The sequence below is a fragment of the Flavobacterium sp. CS20 genome (genome assembly GCF_018080005.1).
Classification (GTDB): domain Bacteria; phylum Bacteroidota; class Bacteroidia; order Flavobacteriales; family Flavobacteriaceae; genus Psychroflexus.
This window is the reverse complement of record NZ_CP073015.1, coordinates 1,687,013-1,709,403: the sequence shown is the minus strand read 5'-3', so window position 1 is coordinate 1,709,403 and position 22,391 is coordinate 1,687,013. Positions and strand designations below refer to the sequence as shown.

Annotated in this window: 18 protein-coding genes, 2 tRNA genes and 3 pseudogenes; 13 read left to right on the top strand and 10 right to left on the bottom strand. The window is 33.4% G+C overall.

The window, feature by feature from the left end; all coding sequences use genetic code 11:
• The first annotated feature begins 1 nt into the window (after position 1).
• The 9 genes and pseudogenes from IGB25_RS08060 to IGB25_RS15585 all read left to right on the top strand — a co-directional run.
• Complete coding sequence (locus tag IGB25_RS08060; RefSeq protein WP_211064570.1) at positions 2-2,047, top strand: Z1 domain-containing protein; 2,046 nt, start codon at positions 2-4, stop codon at positions 2,045-2,047.
• A 197-nt stretch (positions 2,048-2,244) separates the two neighbouring features.
• On the top strand, positions 2,245-2,790 hold the full coding sequence (locus tag IGB25_RS08055; RefSeq protein ID WP_211064569.1) for a hypothetical protein: 546 nt from the start codon (positions 2,245-2,247) through the stop codon (positions 2,788-2,790).
• On the top strand, positions 2,780-3,025 hold the full coding sequence (locus IGB25_RS08050; RefSeq protein WP_211064568.1) for a hypothetical protein: 246 nt from the start codon (positions 2,780-2,782) through the stop codon (positions 3,023-3,025). The genes IGB25_RS08055 and IGB25_RS08050 overlap by 11 nt, the downstream gene beginning before the upstream one ends.
• Before the next feature lie 8 nt (positions 3,026-3,033).
• On the top strand, positions 3,034-3,777 hold the full coding sequence (locus tag IGB25_RS08045) for a PD-(D/E)XK motif protein (RefSeq protein ID WP_211064567.1): 744 nt from the start codon (positions 3,034-3,036) through the stop codon (positions 3,775-3,777).
• Complete coding sequence (locus IGB25_RS08040) at positions 3,774-6,110, top strand: AIPR family protein (protein ID WP_211064566.1); 2,337 nt, start codon at positions 3,774-3,776, stop codon at positions 6,108-6,110. Before IGB25_RS08045 ends, IGB25_RS08040 begins: the two co-directional genes overlap by 4 nt.
• A 44-nt stretch (positions 6,111-6,154) precedes the next feature.
• Positions 6,155-7,114: a Fic family protein gene (locus IGB25_RS08035; RefSeq protein ID WP_211064565.1), complete on the top strand. Its 960-nt coding sequence runs from the start codon at positions 6,155-6,157 to the stop codon at positions 7,112-7,114.
• Positions 7,115-7,302: 188 nt separating this feature from the next.
• Positions 7,303-8,124, top strand: a complete 822-nt coding sequence (locus IGB25_RS08030) for a MerR family transcriptional regulator (protein WP_211064564.1) — start codon at positions 7,303-7,305, stop codon at positions 8,122-8,124.
• 88 nt (positions 8,125-8,212) lie between these two features.
• Entirely contained in the window at positions 8,213-8,365 is a 153-nt protein-coding gene (locus tag IGB25_RS08025) for a hypothetical protein (protein ID WP_211064563.1), read from the top strand.
• A pseudogene (locus IGB25_RS15585) lies at positions 8,355-9,356 on the top strand (recombinase family protein); the annotation flags it as partial. The gene IGB25_RS08025 and the pseudogene IGB25_RS15585, both read left to right, overlap by 11 nt.
• A 544-nt stretch (positions 9,357-9,900) precedes the next feature.
• Here the strand turns inward: IGB25_RS15585 and IGB25_RS08015 are convergent.
• Positions 9,901-9,984, bottom strand: a tRNA-Leu gene (locus IGB25_RS08015).
• A 157-nt stretch (positions 9,985-10,141) separates the two neighbouring features.
• Here IGB25_RS08015 and fabG point away from each other — a divergent pair.
• The 3 genes from fabG to IGB25_RS08000 are packed head-to-tail and all read left to right on the top strand — an operon-like array spanning position 10,142 to position 13,773.
• Positions 10,142-10,888: a 3-oxoacyl-[acyl-carrier-protein] reductase gene (fabG, locus tag IGB25_RS08010; RefSeq protein ID WP_211064562.1), complete on the top strand. Its 747-nt coding sequence runs from the start codon at positions 10,142-10,144 to the stop codon at positions 10,886-10,888.
• Between the two features lie 36 nt (positions 10,889-10,924).
• A complete protein-coding gene (locus IGB25_RS08005; protein ID WP_211064561.1) occupies positions 10,925-12,943 on the top strand; it encodes a vWA domain-containing protein in 2,019 nt (672 codons plus the stop codon).
• Between the two features lie 14 nt (positions 12,944-12,957).
• The gene (locus IGB25_RS08000; protein ID WP_211064560.1) at positions 12,958-13,773 is read left to right on the top strand and encodes a prohibitin family protein; all 816 of its coding nucleotides are present in this window, start codon (positions 12,958-12,960) and stop codon (positions 13,771-13,773) included.
• 604 nt (positions 13,774-14,377) lie between these two features.
• On the opposite strand, the gene IGB25_RS07995 is transcribed toward IGB25_RS08000, so the two are convergent.
• Positions 14,378-14,575 (bottom strand): hypothetical protein, encoded by a 198-nt coding sequence (locus IGB25_RS07995; protein WP_211064559.1) that lies wholly within the window; start codon positions 14,573-14,575, stop codon positions 14,378-14,380.
• Positions 14,576-14,803: 228 nt separating this feature from the next.
• On the opposite strand from IGB25_RS07995, the pseudogene guaB reads away from it, so the two are divergent.
• Positions 14,804-16,276, top strand: a pseudogene (gene guaB, locus IGB25_RS07990) (IMP dehydrogenase).
• Between the two features lie 243 nt (positions 16,277-16,519).
• On the opposite strand, the gene paaD reads toward guaB, so the two are convergent.
• The 8 genes and pseudogenes from paaD to IGB25_RS07950 all read right to left on the bottom strand — a co-directional run bounded on the left by paaD (position 16,520) and on the right by IGB25_RS07950 (position 22,339).
• Positions 16,520-17,017, bottom strand: coding sequence for a 1,2-phenylacetyl-CoA epoxidase subunit PaaD (paaD, locus tag IGB25_RS07985; RefSeq protein WP_211064558.1), 498 nt, complete (start codon positions 17,015-17,017; stop codon positions 16,520-16,522).
• Between the two features lie 4 nt (positions 17,018-17,021).
• Complete coding sequence (gene paaC / locus IGB25_RS07980; protein WP_211064557.1) at positions 17,022-17,777, bottom strand: 1,2-phenylacetyl-CoA epoxidase subunit PaaC; 756 nt, start codon at positions 17,775-17,777, stop codon at positions 17,022-17,024.
• A gap of 10 nt (positions 17,778-17,787) precedes the next feature.
• Positions 17,788-18,084: a 1,2-phenylacetyl-CoA epoxidase subunit PaaB gene (paaB, locus tag IGB25_RS07975; protein WP_211064556.1), complete on the bottom strand. Its 297-nt coding sequence runs from the start codon at positions 18,082-18,084 to the stop codon at positions 17,788-17,790.
• Between the two features lie 82 nt (positions 18,085-18,166).
• Entirely contained in the window at positions 18,167-19,006 is an 840-nt protein-coding gene (locus IGB25_RS07970) for a S1 RNA-binding domain-containing protein (protein WP_211064555.1), read from the bottom strand.
• 186 nt (positions 19,007-19,192) lie between these two features.
• A tRNA-Ser gene (locus tag IGB25_RS07965) sits at positions 19,193-19,280 on the bottom strand.
• A 63-nt stretch (positions 19,281-19,343) separates the two neighbouring features.
• Entirely contained in the window at positions 19,344-20,381 is a 1,038-nt protein-coding gene (locus IGB25_RS07960; RefSeq protein ID WP_211064554.1) for an asparaginase, read from the bottom strand.
• A gap of 12 nt (positions 20,382-20,393) precedes the next feature.
• Positions 20,394-21,164 carry a TatD family hydrolase gene (locus tag IGB25_RS07955; protein WP_211064553.1) on the bottom strand — a complete coding sequence of 257 codons (771 nt, stop codon included), beginning with the start codon at positions 21,162-21,164 and terminating at the stop codon, positions 20,394-20,396.
• A 17-nt stretch (positions 21,165-21,181) separates the two neighbouring features.
• Positions 21,182-22,339: pseudogene (locus tag IGB25_RS07950) on the bottom strand (3-hydroxyacyl-CoA dehydrogenase NAD-binding domain-containing protein).
• Between the last annotated feature and the right edge of the window lie 52 nt (positions 22,340-22,391).

Sequence of the window (22,391 nt, the reverse complement as noted above, 5' to 3'; positions counted from 1 at the left end):
CATGATGATACAACAAGCTATAAAAACAGTTAGAACCCTTTTGCCTTTTAGTGGTTCGGTTACAAAACAAGAAATTATTGAAGCGGTTGAAAATGCTTTAATGTTACCTCCATATTCGAGTATAGATAAGGATTTTCTAATTAGAGAAGTAGAATCTTTGTATAATATCCGTATGGATGATTTTAGGATTATAGAAGCGGATGAGAGAAGAAAACCTTGGCTTGGAGAAGTCAAATCAGATATTATTTGGAGTTTCTGGAATAGATATGAAGATTATCTAAGAAGTCAAAAAAATTTCCCAGATGCTGTTTTAAATCAAATAAGTAAATTGACAGATAAAACCTTAGATAGCTTATTTAATCCCAATGAAAAAATTATAGTTAGTAAACGTGGTCTTGTAGTTGGGCAGGTACAATCTGGTAAAACCTCAAACTACACGGGGTTAATTTGTAAAGCGACAGACGCAGGGTATAAACTTATAATTGTACTTGCAGGAATACATAATAATTTGAGAAGTCAAACTCAATTAAGATTAGATGAGGGGTTTTTAGGCTTTGATACACAGCACCAAAGAGCCTTTGACCAAAATGGAGTTACAATTGGTGTTGGTAAACTTCAACAAGGTAGTGTTGCACATTCACTCACATCAAGTCTTGAAAATGGCGATTTTACAGCAGGTCTTGCAAATTCTTTAGGTATTAATTTTAATACGTCAGAACCCATTATTGCCGTAGTAAAGAAAAATACACGAGTATTAGAACGATTAAATCAATGGCTGTCTGCTCAAACAGAAGAGTTGCCTGATGGCAGAAGAACTATAAGAAACAAATCTTTATTGCTTATTGATGATGAGGCTGATAACGCTTCTATCAATTATAATAGAGAGGATGACCCTGCTACAAGAACCAATTCTTATATTAGAGATTTATTAAGGATGTTTGATAAAAGTGCTTATGTAGGCTATACAGCGACACCTTTTGCCAATCTATTTATAAGCAAAGAAGAATTAGACGATTTATTTCCAAGAGATTTTATTATCAATATTCCTGCACCAACCAATTATATTGGTCCGGATAAAGTGTTTGGCATTGAAGTATTAGAATCTGATGAAGAAAGAGAAAATGTTCTACCAGTAGTCAATCGAATAAGTGATTATAGAGATTCCATACCTCAAGGGCATAAGCGAGATGACCAGTTACCAGATGAACTGCCTGAATCATTAAAGACTGCTATAAAGTGTTTCATTTTAACGTGTGCAATTAGAGAACTCAGAGGTCAGACAAATGTTCATAACTCAATGCTTGTACACGTAAGTCGATTTACAAACTGGCAAAGACATATAACTATGCGTGTAGAGGAAACGTTTGATTTTTATAGAAGAGGAGTTGAAATGCGAGTTCCTGAAATTATAGAAGAAATTAGACGAACCTTTGAAGAAAACGAACAATATTCATACAATTACAATGGCGAAGAAATTACAGAAACATATAAAAGTTATAAAGACGTTTCGCAGTATGTAATTGACAACATACCGAATATTGATTCACAAGTAACTGTACATAATTGGGATGAAGTGTTGCCATATCTAAATAGTGCCGTGTCCAAAATCCAAGTTAGGGAAATCAATGGAGGCTCTGGAGATGCTCTAAATTATTACGACAATAAAAATGGTTTGTCAGTTATAGCTATTGGAGGTAATAAATTATCAAGAGGATTAACATTAGAGGGGTTATCTGTGAGTTACTATTTACGTGCATCAAAAATGTATGATACATTAATGCAAATGGGGCGTTGGTTTGGATATAGACCCGGTTATGTTGATTTATGTCGATTGTTTACAAGCAGAGAGTTAAACGAATGGTTCTGTCATATCACTTTAGCATCCGAAGAGTTGAGAGACGAATTTGATTATATGTCGAATGTAGCGGGAGCACTCCAGAGCAATATGCACTCCGAGTTAGAAATCATCCCGGAGTTCTTCAAATTTCTGCTTCTAACAAGATTAGAAGAGCTACTAATGTTCAAATTTCTTGGTCTGGAAGATTAGTAGAATCATATCAGTTACAAAAAAATCCTGCTACAATTTCTGCAAACCTTAACCTGACAAGAAGTTTAATAGATTCCCTCCCAAATACATATCAATCAGAGAGCAATCATTTTTTATGGCGTAATGTTCCTGTGGATTTGGTAAGACCATTTTTTCAAGGATTTAAGGTGTCTGAAAATTTAAAGCGTGTTGACCCTATGAAATTACTTGATTATATAAATTTGTCAACACGACAAAATGAATTAGTTAACTGGAATATAGCATTAATAACAAAAGGTAAAGGAGAAACATATAATTTAGGACTAAATGGAATTTCTCAAATAGGTTGTGTTGTACGTTCAAATGATGAAGCCAAGGCTGATACAGAAAATTTACACATCATAAAGAACCATATCATTAGACCAAAAGATGAGTTTTTTGATTTAAGCGATGCTGAATATGAACAGGCTTTAGAAAGAACCAGAGAATATTACCAAAGTCAGAGTAAAAATTACAAATATAGTTTCCCTAAAGGCGAGATAGTGAGAAACGAATTTAGAAATCCAGAAACAGCTTTACTTCTAATTTACTTTATAGACGCAGAAAAGGCAGGAATGCCAGTAGGAAGCAAGCCAATTGTTGGCTTTGCAGTTAGTTTTCCAAAAAGTATTCATAGCCATTCTGTGCCTTATGCGGTAAATAATGAGTTATTACCATACTTTAATATTGATGACACAGACGATTTCGATGATGATGAAAATTAATGAAATATGGGATGAGTTAGCTAAGGACATTTCCACACAAGGGCTAATTATAAGGAGGTATTCAACTAAAGTGTTACCAGATATTTATATTGCTTTACAACAACCAGAAAAACTATTAGGCATTTGTGTTTCCTTGGATAAGCATACAGAAGTTAACATTTCTGAGGTTTCTAATTTGCAAGAAATACAACTAAGCTATGTCAACTCCCCATTGGATAGAAAAAGAAAGTCTTAATATTCAAGTTGCTCAATCTACACCACAGAGATATTTTTACAGTTTTATGTGAAGACTTAATTGCAAATGTAAAAGAAGAGACTAACCAAAAAAAACTGGTAAAAGAAATTCTAAACCGTTTTGAAAAATGGAAGTCCTTATTTAACAAAATAAGACCAGATGGATTAAATGGCGAAGAGCAAAGAGGATTATACGGAGAGTTGTATTTTTTGAGAAAGCTATTGTCAACTAATAATTTTGATTATTCAGAAGTTATTGACAGTTGGGGTGGTAGTGAAAAGAAAGTTCAAGATTTTCAAAGCAAAAAATGGGCAGTTGAGGTAAAAACCTCTCACGGTAAAAACCATCAAAAAGTTCATATAAGTAATGAACGTCAACTTGACAGTTCTAATTTAGAAGACTTATTCTTATATCATATTTCTTTAGAAGTAATGCAGAAGTCTGGAGAAAGTTTAAATGACATTATAGATGAAATAAGGCTATTTCTGCAAGCGAACATTATTGCATTTAATCAATTCAATAATAAACTGGTACAAGCAGGCTATTTTAGTTTTCAGAAAGATTTTTATGAAAACATAGGATATAATATTCGTCAAGATACATTTTATAAAGTCGTAAATGATTTCCCAAGAATCCAAGAAAGCGATATTATGAATGGTGTTGGAGATGTGAAATATTCTATCATCCTATCACAATGCAAGCCTTTTATCGTTGATGTTCAAGAAGTTTTTGATAAAAAAGTGATTGGATGAGTCAGGGGGCAGAAAATACAGAACTAAAAAGGTTTTACGATAACCTTATCCAAGATATAAAGGCTACTCAATTAAGTGAGGAAGAGGGTGGAAATACCGAGCAAATATTCACGCAGACTGCTGTTGATTTATTAGCATCGGCAGGAGAAACAGAAAATGTAAGATTAGCATATGACAAAAGAGGAATTGGCACAAAAAGTCAACATCAAATCAATGCCTATTCTATATCAGATAATTACGAAACACTCGACTTATTTGTTACGATTTTTAAAAACACAGATGAATATACCAGAACCTCTACTGCTGAGATAGATACTGCATTAAAGCGGATATTGAACTTTTTTCGTAAAGCCATATACAAAGACTATGTAAATGACATTGAAGAATCATCAGAAATTTTTCAACTTGCTAATGAATTAGCATCAAGCAAAGATTTGAGAGATAATTTAGTGCGAATAAATGCCATTGTACTAACTGACGGGATATTTCCATTAGACCCTCCAAAAACAAGCACTATAAGTGGTTTTTCAATCTATACACGAGTAGTAGATTTAAACTATTTATACAATATTACTGAAAAGTCGCATATTCCCATAGAATTAAATTTCAAAGAAGAGGGATTTGAAATCCCTTGTATTGAATCGCCCTCTGACAATGAAAATTACAAATCATATCTTGCAATTATACCAGGCATTGCTCTTGCCAATATATACGAGCGTTTTGGAGCAAGATTATTAGAGCAAAATGTTCGTTCGTTCTTACAGTTTACAGGTAAGATAAACAAAGGAATACGAAATACTATTTTAAACGAACCAGAAATGTTTCTTGCATTTAACAATGGTATAGCAGCTACAGCCAATCAGATAGAACTTGAAAAAGATAAAAGCGGTAAAGGTTTAATCATCTCTAAAGTAAATGATTTACAAATTGTAAACGGAGGGCAAACTACTGCATCAATCTATTATACATACAAAAAAGATAAAGCAGATGTTAGTAATATTTATGTACAAGTAAAACTTTCGGTAATCAACAACAAAGAAAATTTTGGAGAAATAGTATCCCAAATAGCAGAGTATGCAAATACGCAGAATAAAATATCCATAGCTGATTTAAGTAGTAACTTACCATATCATGTAGAATTTGAGAAACTATCCAGAGCAATTGTAACCCCACATTCTGAAAAGAATCCTACTCAAACTAAATGGTTTTATGAAAGAGCAAGAGGACAATATAAGAATGCAAGAGCAAGGGATGGGTTTACTCAAAGCAGACGTAAAGCATTTGACATAAAACATCCGAGAAGTCAAATGCTTACTAAAGAGAAGTTAGCTAAATATATCAATTCATATCAAGAAGTATATAAAGGGAAAAAGTTAGTTGTTGCTCCACATTTTGTAATTAAGAATGTTAAGAATTACAATCAGTTTATTCTATACAATACTGGTGTTAGTGTAGAGAACAACAACATATATTTTGAAGATGCGGTTGCTAAAGCAATTATTTACAAAACCTGTGAAAAATTATACGGAATTAAGCCAAATGCAATAGGTGGTTTACGCTTTATTACAGTACCTTATTCTATTACATATTTTGGTTTCAAGACGGATTACAGACTTGATTTATACAAAATCTGGAAGAATCAATCTCTGTCTGATGAATTAGAAAATTTACTCTATAACCTGATGGTACAAATAGATGATTTTCTGAAAACAAATAGCCCAGAATCTTTAATTGAGATGTGGGCAAGAAAAGAGGTATGTTGGGAATTGATAAAACAACAAGAGTTTAATCTGAATTACAATTCCATTGAAAAGGATATGATTGATGAAAAAAATTCATCTAAAAGGATTATGATTTCATCTGATGAAGTTGCAAAAAAACAGTTTCAAGAAAGTATAGAAAAAGTAAAATCAATTCCGTCAGAGATATGGAGGAAAATAGAAATCTGGGGAAGAGAAACAGACAGTTTATCCTCTTATTTACAAAATGTAGCATATACTATCTCAGGTCGAATTAAGAATAATTCTAATATCCTAACTAATGAAATCTCCAATGGTCTTAAAATAATTGAAGTAGTGATTGAAAAAGCACCTGAAATTTTGTTTGATATAACAGAGAACACCGAACCTCAAAAACAAGATAGTGTTGAAAATGAAATAACCATTGATTTAATAAACAAAATTATTCAATGGGATAAAAGACGAAGACGTCTGAAAGACTATGAGTATAAGTTTATGCTTGCTCTTAGCGAAGGTAAGAAACCGCTTTCCGCAAGAAATAAAAAGATAGCTGAACTAAACTTGAAAAAAGTAAAAAAATATGGGTTTAACTAATAAAACCCTATCTTTGTGATACTATCAAATGATACTATCACAAAATGAAACCACCTTATCAAATAACAGAAAATATACTGCAATTAGTTGCCTCCATTTCAGAGAAATTGGGGGAAATCAATGCCGTACATTTACATAAGCCACCAACAGAACTACGAAAAAAGAATCGCATTAAAACAATTCAATCTTCATTAGAGATTGAGGGTAACACATTAACCGAAGAGCAAATCACAGCTTTGTTAGAAAACAAGAGAGTGATTGCTCCGCAGAAAGATATTCTGGAAGTACAGAATGCGATTCAAGTTTATGACCAACTTCAAAAATTTAATCCGAATAGTATAAAAGATTTGGAAAAAGCACACGGAGTTTTAATGCAAGGACTAATCAAAAACGCAGGAAAACTTCGCACTAAGAATGTTGGTATTGTACAAGGCTCAAAAGTGAAGCACGTAGCACCAGACGGCGGAATGGTAAAGGGTTTAATGAATGACTTGTTTAGTTATCTGAAATCAGATAAGGATATAGTACTTATTAAAAGCTGTGTATTTCATTACGAGTTTGAATTTATCCACCCATTCATTGATGGTAATGGTAGAATGGGTAGATTGTGGCAGACTCTAATCTTAATGCAGAAATACCCAGTGTTTGAATTTCTACCAGTAGAAAGCCTTATCAAAGAAAATCAAGAGGCGTATTATAAAGTGTTAGAGCAATCAGATAATATAGGGCAATCTACGCCATTTATTGAGTGGATGCTAAACATAATACTTCAAGCCTTAGAAAACCTCCTTAAAACACAAAATAGAGCCCTCTCAGCCGAAGATAGAATTGATATTTTCAAAGATAAAATCGGACAGCAGGAATTTAGCCGTAAAGACTACTTGCAAAACTACAAAGAAATTAGTCAAGCAACCGCAAGCCGAGATTTAAAATGGGCAGTAGAGCAAGAGATTTTAGGAAAATCTGGCGATAAAAGGTTGACGAAATACATCTTTAGATGCTAAAATTTGCACTCAACTAAATTTTTTTCAAAAAATTTTATTTTTTTTCATTTCTCACAAACAACACATAATCAATTGTTTAAGTGCTTAAAATTTTGTTTTGAAACAAAATAAAACAAACTTCTTAAAAATATATATTTTTGTAACACGTATTTTTATACTATATTTGCAGTATGAAAAATAAAACGAATATGGGTTTAAATATTAAAGAATTAAAACGTAAGCAAAAAGACATTGCAAAAGTTGCTCGAAAAGAGATAGAAGAAAACATCAAAGAAAATATATTAGAAGTCGTATTAGACGATGACATTCTTAATTTATTTCATCAAGAAATGAGCAGAAATGTGGCTACTCAATCTAAACGAGTAATCAGTCATTGGGTTAAAAAAGGGTTAATTGAGGGCGAACAATCAAAAGAAGGTGGTTGGTATCACTTTAGCCATATTGAAACCTTTTGGATACAAATTATCACTAATCTACGTCAATTTGGTTTAGATTTAGATAAAATAAAGTATATAAGGCAACAGCTTTTTACCGATGAAGTACAAGGGTTCTCTTTATTTGAATATATCATAATGTATTCCGTGCTGAAAGAACCTTATGTATTATTGATATTTGAAGATGGAACAGTACAATTACTTACTACATCACTTTACAGTAATGAAATATCAAAAAGTCTATTACCCCCTCACATTGTCATAAACCTACTTGATTTGGCAGAAAAAATGTATCCTCATAATAATTTTCACTTAGGTCAGAACGAGGGAAATATCGCAGATTTAAGTAATGAAGAATTAAAGTTACTTTACTTTATAAGAACTGGCGATTTTCAAGAAGTAAAAATACGATTGAATGAAGATGATGTCTTTTTAGTGGAGGGCAAAAAACAAGTGAAAAATCCAGAAAATATAATGAGACTTATCAATGAGAAAGCCTATCAGGATATAGAAATTAAAACAGTTAATGGGAAAGTAGCATACATTAGTGCTACTCAAAAAATAAAACTTAAATAGTAAATTTTATACAGGACGGAAAACCTCCGCCTTAATACATACCCACTAACTTACTGAAAACCTCAGAAGTTAGCAGAAGTAATTAATAATGTTAACAATAGAACAATGTGATAAAACACTTAACAAAAATCCAAAGAAAAAGAAATTCACAAAAGAGGAAGTTGTAAAAATTAAGAACCTCCTCTATAAAATGGCAAGAATAGTTGTTGAATCCCAAAAAATAGCAAGCGATGAGAGATAAATTACAAGGAAAAGTAGTGGTTATTTATATACGAGTAAGTAGTAAAGACCAAAAGGATTTCGGCAATAGTCTTGCTGTGCAGTTGAAACGAGTAAAAGAGTTCTGTGCATTATACAGAATGGAAATTGACTTTGTATTTGAAGAAGATTATTCAGCCAAGAATTTTGAACGTCCAGAGTTCAAGAAATTGAAAGAATATGTAAAAGCGAACAAAAACCGTGTAGATTATATCTTAGTTCAAAAATGGGATAGATTTTCACGAAATGTTGGAAAGGCTTTACTGATGATTGAATATTTCAAGAAAATGAATGTAGAAGTCAATTCCATTGAAAACTGGATAAATTACAGCGACCCAGACCATATTGTAATGCTTTCTATTTATCTTTCAACGCCAGAAGCGGAGAATAGTAAAATCAGTGAACGCACAAAAGCAGGAACAATTGAAGCCTTAGAGAATGGTAGGTATTGCCTTTCGCATCCAAAGGGTTATATGAGTGGTGTTGGGGCAGACGGAAAGCCGTTAATGCAACCAGACCCTAAGACCGCACCTTTGGTTACACAACTTTTGAAAGATTATGCAACAGGCTTATATCAGCAGCAAGACCTTCTCAAAAAATACAGAACAAAAGGTTTAGATTTGAAAAAGAGTGCATTGAGCAGAATGTTAGACAATCCTTTGTATATGGGAATGGTAAGTGTACCTGCATACAAAGACAGACCTCGACATTTGGTTGAGGGAAAACATCAAGCCTTAATTACCAAAGATTTGTTTTATGTTATCCAAAGTCTAAAACACGGTAGGCGTTCAGGCAAAAAGCGAAGAGGAAAAGATGAGCATTTTCCGCTGACCACTTTTCTTAAATGTGCCGAATGTGGAGAAACAATCTACGGTAGCCGTTCCAATAATGGTAGAAGCAAGAAAAACACTCGATACTATCATTATTACCAATGTAACTCTAAATGCAAATGCAAACGGTACAGAGTTGAACAAGTTCACGAAGAGCTGTATAGTGTATTTGAAAGCATAAAGCCGAGTGAGGAAGTTTTAGAGTTATTTCAGCAAATTCTCATTGACGAGTACCAGAAAACCAAGCAAGAACGTCAGAAAGATGAAAATGACTTAGAGAAGAAAATCTATGAAGTAGAATCCAGACAGTTGCAATTGACGGAAAAGTATGGTTTGAGCAAAATCAATGACGATATGTACGCCAAGTTAATGAAAAACTATAATGCAGAAATTATGGATTTAAAGGCGACTAAAGCACAATTAGGAGATTACCAGAAAGATTTAGACAAATTTCTATCGTTTGGTATGACACTATTAACGAACCTTGGTGTGTTCTATAAGAATGCAGATTTGAAAGTGAAAGTGCAGTTGCTTGGTTCGATTTTCGATAAAAAACTTGAATTTTTTGAAAACAGTTTCCGAACCCTGCCATTCAACGAAGCCGTGTTGCTACTTTGCAAATATAATAAGGCTTTCCAGAGTTTTTTAACAAAAAAAGGGAACATCCGTAAGGATGATTCCCTCTTTGTACTCAAGGCGGGAATCGAACCCGCACTCTGTTGCCAGAACTGGATTTTGAATCCAGCGCGTCTACCAGTTCCGCCACTTGAGCATATTTTAAATCTTGTTTTGTCAAATAGTTTTGCAAATTTAAATTATTATATTTATTTGAGCATGGTTTAATGAATTTAAATAGTATCAATTCCACAACTTAATCACCAAACCCACAACTTTAATTATATTTGCTTTCAATCACAAAAATTTTAAATATGGGTTTACTCGATAATAAAAACACCTTGATTACAGGAGCAAGCCGTGGAATAGGTCGTGGTATTGCTTTACAATTCGCTAAACAAGGCTCAAATGTGGCTTTTACTTATAACTCATCTGCTAGTCCAGCTGAAGAACTCGTCAAAATTTTAGAAGCTGAAGGCGTAAAAGCCAAAGCATACCAATCTGATGCCGCTGACTTTGACCAAGCTCAAGACTTAGTCAAATCAGTTTTGGAAGATTTTGGTCAAATTGATGTTTTAATCAATAATGCTGGGATTACCAAAGACAACTTGTTGATGCGTATGAGTGAAGACGATTTTAATAAAGTCATTAAAGTTAACTTGAATTCGGTTTTTAATTTAACCAAAGCCATTTTAAGACCAATGCTTAAGCAACGTCACGGTAGTATCATCAACATTAGCTCTGTGGTTGGTGTTAAAGGCAATGCAGGTCAAGGCAATTATGCGGCTTCAAAAGCTGGCGTTATAGGGTTTTCAAAATCTATGGCTCTCGAACTCGGTTCTAGAAACATCAGAACCAATGTGATAGCTCCAGGATTTATCGAAACCGAAATGACTGAAAAATTAGACGAAAAAACCGTTGAAGGTTGGCGACAAGCCATTCCACTAAAACGCGGTGGAACACCAGAAGACGTGGCTAATGCTTGCGTATTTCTCGCCAGTGATATGAGTGCTTATATTACTGGACAAACTATAAATGTTGATGGTGGTATGCTCACCTAAATTACATTTTAAAATGCTGGTTTTGAACTTTTGTGTATGAATGAATTTGACGTGTTGTGGATAATTTTGATTGTTATTTTGAGCCTTGGCTTAACTTGGTTTCAATACCAAAATCAATTTAAAAAACAGTTTAAAAGAGCTTTGTTATTTGCTGTACCCAGATTTTTGGTCTATCTGTGTATAGGTTTGTTACTGCTCAATCCCAAAATTAAACAAACCACTTATTTTATAGAAAAACCAAACCTGATAATTGGTGTGGATAATTCTATGTCAATCGCTCAACTGACAGATACTTCAGCTTACAAATCAAATCTTCTGAAGTGGATCAATGACGAAGAATTAGGTGATGCTTTTAATCTTCAGCTCTACCAATTTGGCGAAAATTATTCGTCATTAGATAGTTTAAATTTTATGGATACACAATCCAATATCAGTCATTTTATCCGTGAAATGTCTAATATCTATCGATCAACATCATCACACATATTGCTGTTTACCGATGGTCAACAAACACTTGGTCAGGATTATCTCTATACCGCTAAGTCATCTCAACAAAATCTGATTCCTGTTGTTGTAGGCGATACGACCGATTATGCCGATTTAAAAATAGACCGCATCAATGCTAACCGCTACGCATTTCTCAATAATCAATTTCCTGTTGAGGTCTTTTTGAGTTCAAATACTGATAAAGATGTCAAAACTGAGTTTGTTTTAAAACGTCAAAACAAAGTCATTGCAAGAAAACCAATTTCATTTAACAAAGACAACAAAGCTCAAAATTTTAAAATATACCTTAAAGCCAATCAATTCGGAGTCAATACCATCACGGCTGAACTTCAACCCGTAAACGAAAAAAACACCCAAAACAACACCCAACAATTTGCCGTTGAAGTGATTGACGAACGCACCAAGATTCTGATTTTATTCAATAGGCTTCATCCCGATTTAGGAATGCTGAAAAAAAGCATCGAATCTAATCAACAACGCCAAGTTGAGTTACAAAATATTAGCGATTTCAATAAAGATTTAGCAACCTATAATTTGATTATGCTTTATCAGCCTGAAACTAATTTTAAACAGGTTTTTAATACTATCCAAACCCAAAAGCTTAATAACATTGTCATTGGTGGAACACAAACCGATTATAATTTTTTAAACAGCAATCAATCTCATTTCAATAAAACCTTATCTCGGGCTACTGAAGATTATTATCCAGAATTAAACAAAGCTTTTAGCAGTTACCAAATAGAAGACATCGGTTTTTCAAATTTTCCTCCCTTAAAAAACACATTTGGTGATATTGAAATGACTACAGAAGGAGATATTTTACTTTATCAAAATATCGATGGTTTTTCTACTCGTCAGCCATTATTGATGACAGTTTCAGAAAACAACCAAAAATCAGCGTATTTATTTGGCGAAAACCTTTGGCGATGGCGTATGCGTTCATTTGTCGATCAAGGCGATTTTGAAACCTTTGACCGTTTTGTGGATCAATTAGTGCAATTTGTGAGTTCTACAACCACCAAAAAACGATTGGTTACCGATGTAAAATCTTTTTATAACAAAGGAGAAAACAACAGAATTAGCCTTCAATATTTTGATAAAAACTACAATTTTGATCCTAACCAAAAGATAAGTCTTAAGGTAACGGAAGAAACGAGCAACAAAACTTTTTCCTACACTTTAGTATTGAAAGACCAAAACTATTCCACAAAAATCAATGATTTACCAGCGGGTGATTACAGTTATAAAATTCTTGTTGAAGGTGAAAACATTTCAGAAAGCGGTCAATTTACTCTCATAGATTTTGTGTTAGAGAAACAATTTTATCGTGCTAATGTTGAGAAACTTCAGCAGATTTCTGACACTTTGTTTTATGCCGACCAACTCGATAAGCTCAAAACGTATTTGACTACAGCACAAAAGTTTAAATCTATCCAAAAATCTATAGAAAAAAAGCAATCTTTAATCCAATGGTGGATACTTTTCATTATATTAATTGTATTTTTGGGAATTGAGTGGTTGAGTAGAAAATACCACGGATTAATATAAAAAATTTAGAAATTATGGAAAAATTATCAAAATCAGTCGTTGCAATTATTATTGTGGTGATTGTTGGCATCATTATTTTAGCTAATACTGTTGTAACTATCGGCTCAGGTGAAGCTGGAGTTTTATTTGAACCTTTAGGTGAAGGTGTTGTTACTGATGAGCCAGCATTGGGAGAAGGTTTTCACATTATAGCACCTTGGAATACAGTGTATGTTTACAATGTAAGACAACAATCTATAGATGAAAAAATGACTGTCTTATCTTCAAATGGATTGGACATCAAATTAGATGCCACCATTTGGTTTCAACCACAACCTGGTCAAATTGGACTTTTACACCAAAAAAGAGGCGAAGATTATCTCGAGTTACTGATTAAACCAGCGGTTCGTTCGGCAACAAGAGCTGTTGTTGGTCGATATAAGCCAGAAGAACTGTATGCTCAAAAACGTGAAACTATCCAAAATGAAATGTTTGAAGAAACAAAAGCTCTTCTTGAAAATCAATATGTTCAAGTCAATGAAATATTGGTAAGAGATGTGTCTTTGCCTCAAACCATTAAAGATGCTATTGAAAGAAAATTGAAACAAGAGCAAGAATCTTTGGAATACGAGTTTAGATTAGAAAAAGCAGAAAAAGAAAAAGAAAGACAACGTATTGAAGCTGAAGGTAAAGCCACTGCAAACCAAATTTTAAGTGCATCTCTAACCGATAAAATCCTTCAAGAAAAAGGGATTCAAGCCACGATAGAATTATCAAAATCTAATAATTCAAAGGTTATTGTTATCGGCTCTGGTGATAGTGGTATGCCAATTATTTTGGGGAACAATTAAATATTGAAATCCGTTAAAACGGCTTAAAGTCAAATGGATTATTAAATTTTTAGACCATGATTTAAATCTCGTGGTTTAAAAACTTATCCATTATCTAAACCTTATAGTTTCACAATTTACGACATGAATTCTTTTGTGAAAGTATTTCGTTATGATGTTGCTTTAGGTTTTTGATATAACATTCGGGATTATATCTTCACCTTTTTATTAGCGATATTATTATTCACTCCAATTGATATTATAACGTGAGTTCGATTTATTGAAATCTGTAAATCAGATGATTACATATTTTTGTCAGCAAATTTTGTCATTTCGAACGAAGAATGAGGAGAAATCTCATCCTACTGAGATGTCTCGTCGCTCATGCTTCGCTCTGTTGACCTGACAAATGATTAAATGTCTGTATTTTATATGAATATATTTTATTGGAATTTATATCGAACTCACGTTAAATAGCTCAATTTTATAAAGTCATCAAAATGAGTGATTTTTAGAAGTCTTACAAAACAAAAATGTTTAAGGAGTTCATTTTATCTATAAAAATAGACCTTTGGGGTAATAATAAATTAAATATTTTAGACAAAAAATGTAATTGGGAGTAAAATTATTTTTTTATTTTTTTGACGCCAAAAAATGCACCAACAACAAGCCCTACTAGAACCAAGCCATTTATTGGAATTTCATCATTAACATTATCATCAAATCCAATTCCACCTGGTGGTGGTGGACAAGTTATACATTGAGCACTAACTTCTGCAAAGGTAATTAGTGATATAAAAATAATCAAAATCTTATATTTCATACTGATTGGCTATTTCTCTTTCACATACGAAAGTATTGTAAGAAAAAATATTTACTTGTGCAAATATATATATATTTTTCTTTATAAAAAGAATTAGAGTTTTTTTTTAATATTAATATTTTGTAACTTAAAGTTATAGATATAATTTTTTTTAAAATTAAAAATAAATTGACTGGTATTTACCTCAAAGTGTATTTAATAATTTAATTTTGCAAAGAAAGCTACAAAATGAATACAGCTTCCCAAAAAATCCAATTTGAAGGTTATACCTATGATGATGTGCTGTTAGTTCCAAATTATTCAAAGGTATTGCCGAGAGATGTAAACATAAGTTCACGTCTTACCAGAAACATCAATTTAAATGTACCTATTGTATCTCTTGCCATGGATTCTGTAACAGAATCTAAGATGGCTATTGCTATGGCTAGAGAAGGTGGTATAGGTGTTTTGCACAAAAATATGAGCATCAAAGATCAAGCTCTCAAAGTTAGAAAAGTAAAAAGAGCTGAAAGCGGAATGATTTTAGATCCAGTAACTTTAGGTCAAAACGCAAAAGTTAAAGATGCAAAATCTTCGATGAAAGAAAATAGTATTGGTGGCATTCCAGTTGTTGATAAAAACCACAAACTTGTTGGTATTGTAACGAATAGAGACTTAAGGTTTGAAAATGATGACGAAAAAGCCATTGATAAGGTTATGACTAAAGACAACCTCATTACTACAAATGAAGGTACATCTTTAAAAGAGGCTGAAGTCATTCTTCAAAAATATAAAATTGAAAAATTACCTGTTGTCAAGGGAGATAATGAATTAGTAGGACTCATAACATTTAGAGATATCACTAAATTGACACAAAAACCTCTCGCCAACAAAGACGAATATGGTCGGTTAAGGGTTGCGTGAGCTATTGGTGTAACTGAAGATGCAACAATGCGAGCCAAAGCTCTAATTGAAGCTGGCGTAGATGCTTTGATTATTGATACCGCTCATGGTCATACTCTTGGTGTTGTAAAGGTTTTAAAAAAAATAAAATCTCAATTTCCAAAAATAGATATTGTTGTTGGCAATATTGCAACTGGCGAAGTCGCAAAATATCTAGTCGATGCTGGAGCAGATGCTGTAAAAGTTGGAATTGGTGCAGGTTCAATATGCACAACTCGTGTTGTTGCTGGGGTTGGTTTTCCTCAACTCTCTGCGGTCATGGAAGTTTATGAAGTTTTAAAAGATACAGATGTACCTATTATTGCAGATGGCGGCATTAGATACACTGGCGATATTCCTAAGGCTATCGTCGCTGGAGCAGATTGTGTTATGCTAGGCTCACTTCTGGCAGGTACCAAAGAATCTCCTGGAGAAACCATTATTTATGATGGTAGAAAATATAAATCTTATAGAGGAATGGGATCTATTGAAGCCATGAGCAAAGGTTCAAAAGACAGATATTTTCAGGATGTTGAAGATGATATCAAAAAATTAGTTCCAGAAGGCATTGTTGGTCGTGTGCCTTATAAAGGTGAATTGTATGAAAGTATGAACCAATTTATTGGTGGTTTAAGAGCAGGAATGGGTTATTGTGGTGTCGCTTCTATTGAAGAATTAAAACAAAAGGGACGATTTGTAAAAATCACTTCTTCTGGCATACACGAAAGCCATCCTCATAATGTTACAATAACCAAAGAATCACCAAATTATAGTAGATAATTAGGGTTTCCTCAGAAAGTCAGAATTTAAAGTTATAAATTTCGGATTTGTTATAAATAGAACTTCAATCCAACTATTTGAAACCGTTGAAACGGATGGGATTGTGCATTTTTCATAGCTCACGGTTTAAACCGTAGGCTATGGATTGCAAATATTCGATGGTGAATGGATTTATCCATTTTCTATGATTTCAGTTTCTTCTCTGTAAGTAAAAGAATGCTTTTGAAGCTAAAACTTGAAAATTTAAATCAAACATTTGAAGTAATCAAAAGTTTCATCACAGTCTTGACATCTAAACATAGCCTTACAAGCAGTTGATGCAAATTGACTGACCAATTTAGTATTGGTAGATTCGCATTGTGGACACGGTACCACTTGTTGCTCACCTAATAAAGCTTTTTTATCTGATGTGGCATCTAAAGGTGGGGCGATTCCATATTTTTTTAAAGCATTCTTGCCTTCTTCGGTCATCCAATCGGTAGTCCATGCTGGTGACAAAACAAGTTCAACTTCTGGTTCAAATCCGTTTTCTTTCAAGGCTTTTTTGATATCATCTCCAATAGCATCCATTGCAGGACAGCCACTGTAGGTTGGCGTGATTTTAACTTTGGCTATATGGTTGTTTACTTTTGCCGAACGCACGACACCTAAATCGATAATGGACAACACAGGGATTTCAGGGTCTGGAATAGACTTAAGAATTGGGTATAATTGTTTTTGTATATCAGAATTTTTAGTCATTGCATTACCATTTCATATCAGGATAAGTTCTTTGCATATATTGCATTTCTACTAAAATATAGCCCATATACTCAGAATGAATGCCTTCTTTTCCACCTTCCTGAAAATATTTCACCTCAGGAATTTTTAATTTGGCTTCAGTTAATATATTAGAAAGTGTATCATAATATTGGGATTTAAAAGTATTTGGGTTTACCCCTTGACCGTTTTCTATAATTGCTTTATCTTGTTGTGAAGTGTTAAAGAGCTCCTTTGTGAATACCCACAAATCATCAACTGCTTTTTGAGATTTCTGATGACTTTCTTTAGTGCCATCGCCGAGACGCTTTAACCAATCAGCAGAAAATTGTTGATGATAACTAACTTCTTTTATGCTTTTTTGTGCTATTGCTTTTAGGGTTAAATCTTTAGAAGATTGTAATTCTTTGAGGAATAAAAAGTGAAAGGCATCAAAAAAATATTGTCTTGTGATGACGTAAGCAAAGTCAGTGTTGGGTTGCTCAACTAATAAAACATTTCTATATTCGTGTTCTTTTCTTAAAAAAGCAAAATCGTCTTCTGTGGCATTTTTAGTTGACAAATTTGCAATGTATTGATAGTATGAACGGGTTTGCCCAAGCAAGTCTAAAGCCATATTTGTCAAGGCAATATCGGTTTCTAAAGTTGGTCCGTGTCCGCAAAGTTCTGATAGGCGTTGACCGAGTATTAAAGTATTATCAGCAATACTGTATATATATTGTATAAGATTTTGGTGGCTCATGAATTAAAAATTACATGTGTTTAACATCATCGGGTAAGTTGTAAAATGTAGGATGCCTATAAACTTTGTCATCAGCTGGGTCAAACATTTCTGGATTATGGTCTGGATTTGAAGCTTTGATATGTTTAGATTCTACAACCCAAATACTTACACCTTCTTTTCTTCTTGTATAAACGTCTCGAGCATTTTTTATTGCTATTTCTGCATCGGGTGCATGAAGACTGCCAAAATGACGATGCTCAAGTCCGTTTTTGCTTCTCACAAAAACTTCCCACAAAGGCCAATCTTTTTTCTTGTTTTCTTGCATATTGTAGGTTTAAATTGTTTTTACACAAAGATACAAGTTTTTGATGAGCTTTTCAACTGTTTGATTTTAACAAAATAACAGTTTAATATTTATGTATTTCAATACCTTTGTTGGGTAATATTTTTATTTGCTTTTTTTTGTAAAGAATACCGATAGCTTTTTTAAATGATTTTTTACTCATTTTAAAAGTTTGATAAATCTGCTGTGGATTTGATTTATCATGGTAAGGTAGAAAACCATCAGCTTCTTTTAAAATACGCATTACTTTGTTTGCATTAGGTTCTATGCTTTTGTAACCAAACTTTGAAAGTGTTAAATCTATTTTATGATCTTTACGTATTTTTTTTATGTAGCCTACAAGCTTATCTCCAGTTTTATAACTTTCATAAACTTCATCAAAATATAACAAACCGAGATGTATGTTGTTGATAATCATGTTGTAACCTAAATCTGTTTTGTTTGTTACCTGAAGCTGAACTTCTTCAAATTCTTTTACGGTAAGCACTGAATTATCTACAAAATGATTGACCTTACTTGAAGCTACTAAGCGTTGACTTTCTTCATCTAGATAGCAAAATATCAAATAGGTTTGGCCTACTTCCATTTTATATGCCTGTTCTGCATAAGGCACAAAAAGATGTTTTTCTAAACCCCAATCTAAGAATGCTCCAAACTGATTGACATCAACGCACTTTAGCATAGCAAATTCATCAAGCTTAACTTTGGGTTCAAGTGTGGTAGCTACAGGACGCTCGTCATGATCTAAATATACAAACACTCGCAATTTGTCGCCTATTTTGAAGTTTTCTGGCTTATATTTATTAGGTAATAAAACTTCATCACCTGATTGGTGTTTGAGAAATAGCCCTGGCGGAGTGTCTCGATCTATTATAAATTCATCGTGTTCGCCTAAGTTCAACAATTTGATAGATGTTTATTATTGTTCAATTAAAAAAAATACTTTTAAACAAATATAATAGTTTTAATCGAGTTAAACTTTGTAATATTATCTATTCAGATAAATGACAACTTCTAACAAAATAAGTCTGTTGGTTTTCAACACACAAAAAATAAGAAACCCACAACTTTCGTTGTGGGTTTTCTTTTGCAGAGAGGAAGGGATTCGAACCCTCGATACGCTTGTGGCGTATACACACTTTCCAGGCGTGCGCCTTCGACCACTCATCCACCTCTCTATTGGATTTGCAAATTAAAACATAAATAAGGATTCATACAACAGTTTGATGTTTTATAGCGATTTAAGCTTCGCTAACTTCACCACGCAAAGAAGTTTCAAAAATGGTTTTAAACACTTTCATACTCAATCGCTTAGGTAACATAAACATCATTTTGGTCATTGCGACTTCTGTGGTCATATCATTGCCTGATATTACACCGATTCTTTGCAAGTGTTCGCTGGTGTAATATTTGCCCATTGTAACTTGGCCACCAATGCATTGAGTGATGTTGACGACTGGTATAGATTGATTGATTTTTGAACGAATGCCTTCTAAAAACCACTCATCAGTTTTAAAATTACCACTTCCAAAACTTTCTAAAACAATGCCTTTTATACAAGGAATATCCATTAGTGATTCAAAAACTTTTTGGTTTAAACCAGGAAATAATTTTAACAACAAAATTTGATCTTCTAAGTCTTTGTGCAACACCAAATCTTTAATTTTTCTTACGCGTTTCAAAGCTGAATAATTCACTTTTAGATTAACGCCAGAATGAATTAAATCTGGATAGTTAGGCGAATCAAAAGCTTCAAAATGCTCGGCGTTGACTTTGGTTGTTCGGTTGGCACGGTATAATTTATATTCAAAATACAAGCCGACTTCTTTTATTACTGGTCTATCATTTTGTTTTAAACCTGCAATTTGAATACTTGAAATCAGATTTTCTTTAGCATCGGTGCGTAAATCACCAATAGGCAGTTGAGACCCCGTAAATATGATGGGTTTTGATAAATTTTCTAACATAAACGAAATCACCGAAGCTGTATAAGACATCGTGTCGTCGCCGTGTAAAACCACAAAGCCATCGTAATTGCTGTATTGATCATATATGATTTGTGCCAACTCGCGATATTGTATCAATCCAAAATCTGATGAATCAATCGGCTGGTCAAAACTCAAGGTATCAATTTTGTGATCTAAAAGTTTAATTTCTGGGATTTTAGACAACAACTCATCAAAGTTAAAAGCCTTTAAACTGCCTTGTTCGTCTTCGCGAATCATCCCGATGGTTCCTCCCGTGTAAATCAATAAAAGTTTTGAACCCGATGTTGTCATAATTCTTTAAAATTAAATCCCAAAAACACGTTTAGAATTTGCTGTGGTAATTTCAGCAATTTGCTGTAAAGATAGATTGTATAGTTCTGATAATTTTTCTGCAATATAAGTCAAATAAGCACTTTCATTACGCTTGCCACGAAAGGGTTTTGGAGTTAGATACGGCGAATCAGTTTCTAAAACAATATGCTTCAAGTCTATTTGATTTAAAAATTGATCAATCTTACCATTTTTAAATGTGACCACACCACCAATGCCGAGATGCATATTATAAGAAATCGCTTGCAGGGCTTGCTCATAAGTTCCTGTAAAACAATGAAAAATACCATATAAATCATCGCCTTTGTGCTGTTCTAAAACTTCAAACACTTCATCAAAAGCATCACGGCAATGGATAACAATAGGCAATTGGTATTGCTTTGCCAATTCAATTTGCCGATGAAAAGCCTCTTGTTGAATGCCTAAAGTGCTTTTGTCCCAATACAGATCAATCCCAATTTCACCAACGGCATAAAAATCTCTTTTTTTAAATTGATTTTCAATATGTTGCAATTCTTCAAGATAAGTTTTAGGTTGAACCGATGTCGGATGCAAGCCCATCATCAAAAATATATTTTCGGGATAAGCCTTTTCTAAGTCATACATCGCTTGAGTGGTTTCAGAATCTATGGCTGGTATAAAAAAACGTTTGATATTTTGTTGCAAAGCGTTTTGAATCACTTCATCTCGGTCGTCATCAAAAGCGTTACTGTATAAATGCGTATGGGTATCGGTTAAAATCAAATGAAAAAAATTAGTGGTTAAACCTTAAACTGTTTGTTTTCTGAATGCAGTTTTCTCAAAAGCGGACTACATCGGTAGCGGTCTTCGTGATATTGGTGGTATAAATCGTCCATACGTTGCTCGCACCAGTGAATGCCACGTTCATTGGCTCAAGCCAAAAGTCCTTTCGGATAGTTAACACCTTTGGTCATTGCCAATTCTATATCTTTAGCTGAAGCAATATTGAGATACAAAGCATCGGCGACTTCATTGATAAGCATAACTAAAATTCTATTTAAAATTTGATAACCTAATTTCTCATCTTTAACAGGTTTTGGATTCACGGTTTTATCATCATATTTATAAAAACCTTTACCCGTTTTTCTTCCTAAATAACCTGCTTCGGCTAAGCGTTTTTGAGTGAATGAAGGTTTATATCTCGGATCGTAATAAAAAGCTTTAAATACGGTTTCCGTCACGGTATAATTGACATCGAGACCAATAAAATCCATCAGCTGAAATGGTCCCATTTTAAAATGCCCTAATTCTGTCATTGCCCAATCTATTGTTGCTACGTCAGCAATGCCTTCTTCAAGAATTCGCAAAGCTTCGCCATAAAATGGACGAGCCACACGATTGACAATAAAGCCTGGTGTGTCTTTAGCCTTAACAGGTGTTTTGCCCCAAGAATCTATCATTTTAAAAACCTGATCAAAAATCACTTTATCGGTTTGAACTGCTGGAATAATCTCAACCAACGGCATCAAAGGTGCAGGATTAAAAAAATGAACCCCAACACAACGTTCAGGGTTTTCTAAAGCCGAAGCAATCGAAGCAATAGACAATGATGAGGTGTTGGTTGCCATTACAGCATCTTTAGGAACAATTTGTTCCAAATCTTTAAACAAACCTTGCTTAACCTCAAGATTTTCAACGATGGCTTCAATGCAAAATTCAACGCGTTTAAAATCGTTTAGGTCTTGAGAGTAAGTTATCCGATTTAAAATTCCATCTTTCTCCTCTACTGTGATTCGAGATTTTTCAATCAAGCGGTTTAAAATCTTTATTAGTTTTTGTTCAGATTGCTTTAAAGCATTTGGATTTTTATCAAACAAAACCACTTCACAACCTTGAGTTGATGCGATTTGTGCAATTCCGCTTCCCATGGTTCCAGCCCCAATAACACCTATAGTCATATTCTATTTTTAGTTCAAATATAGGATTATTAAATCAAATAGACTTGGCTTC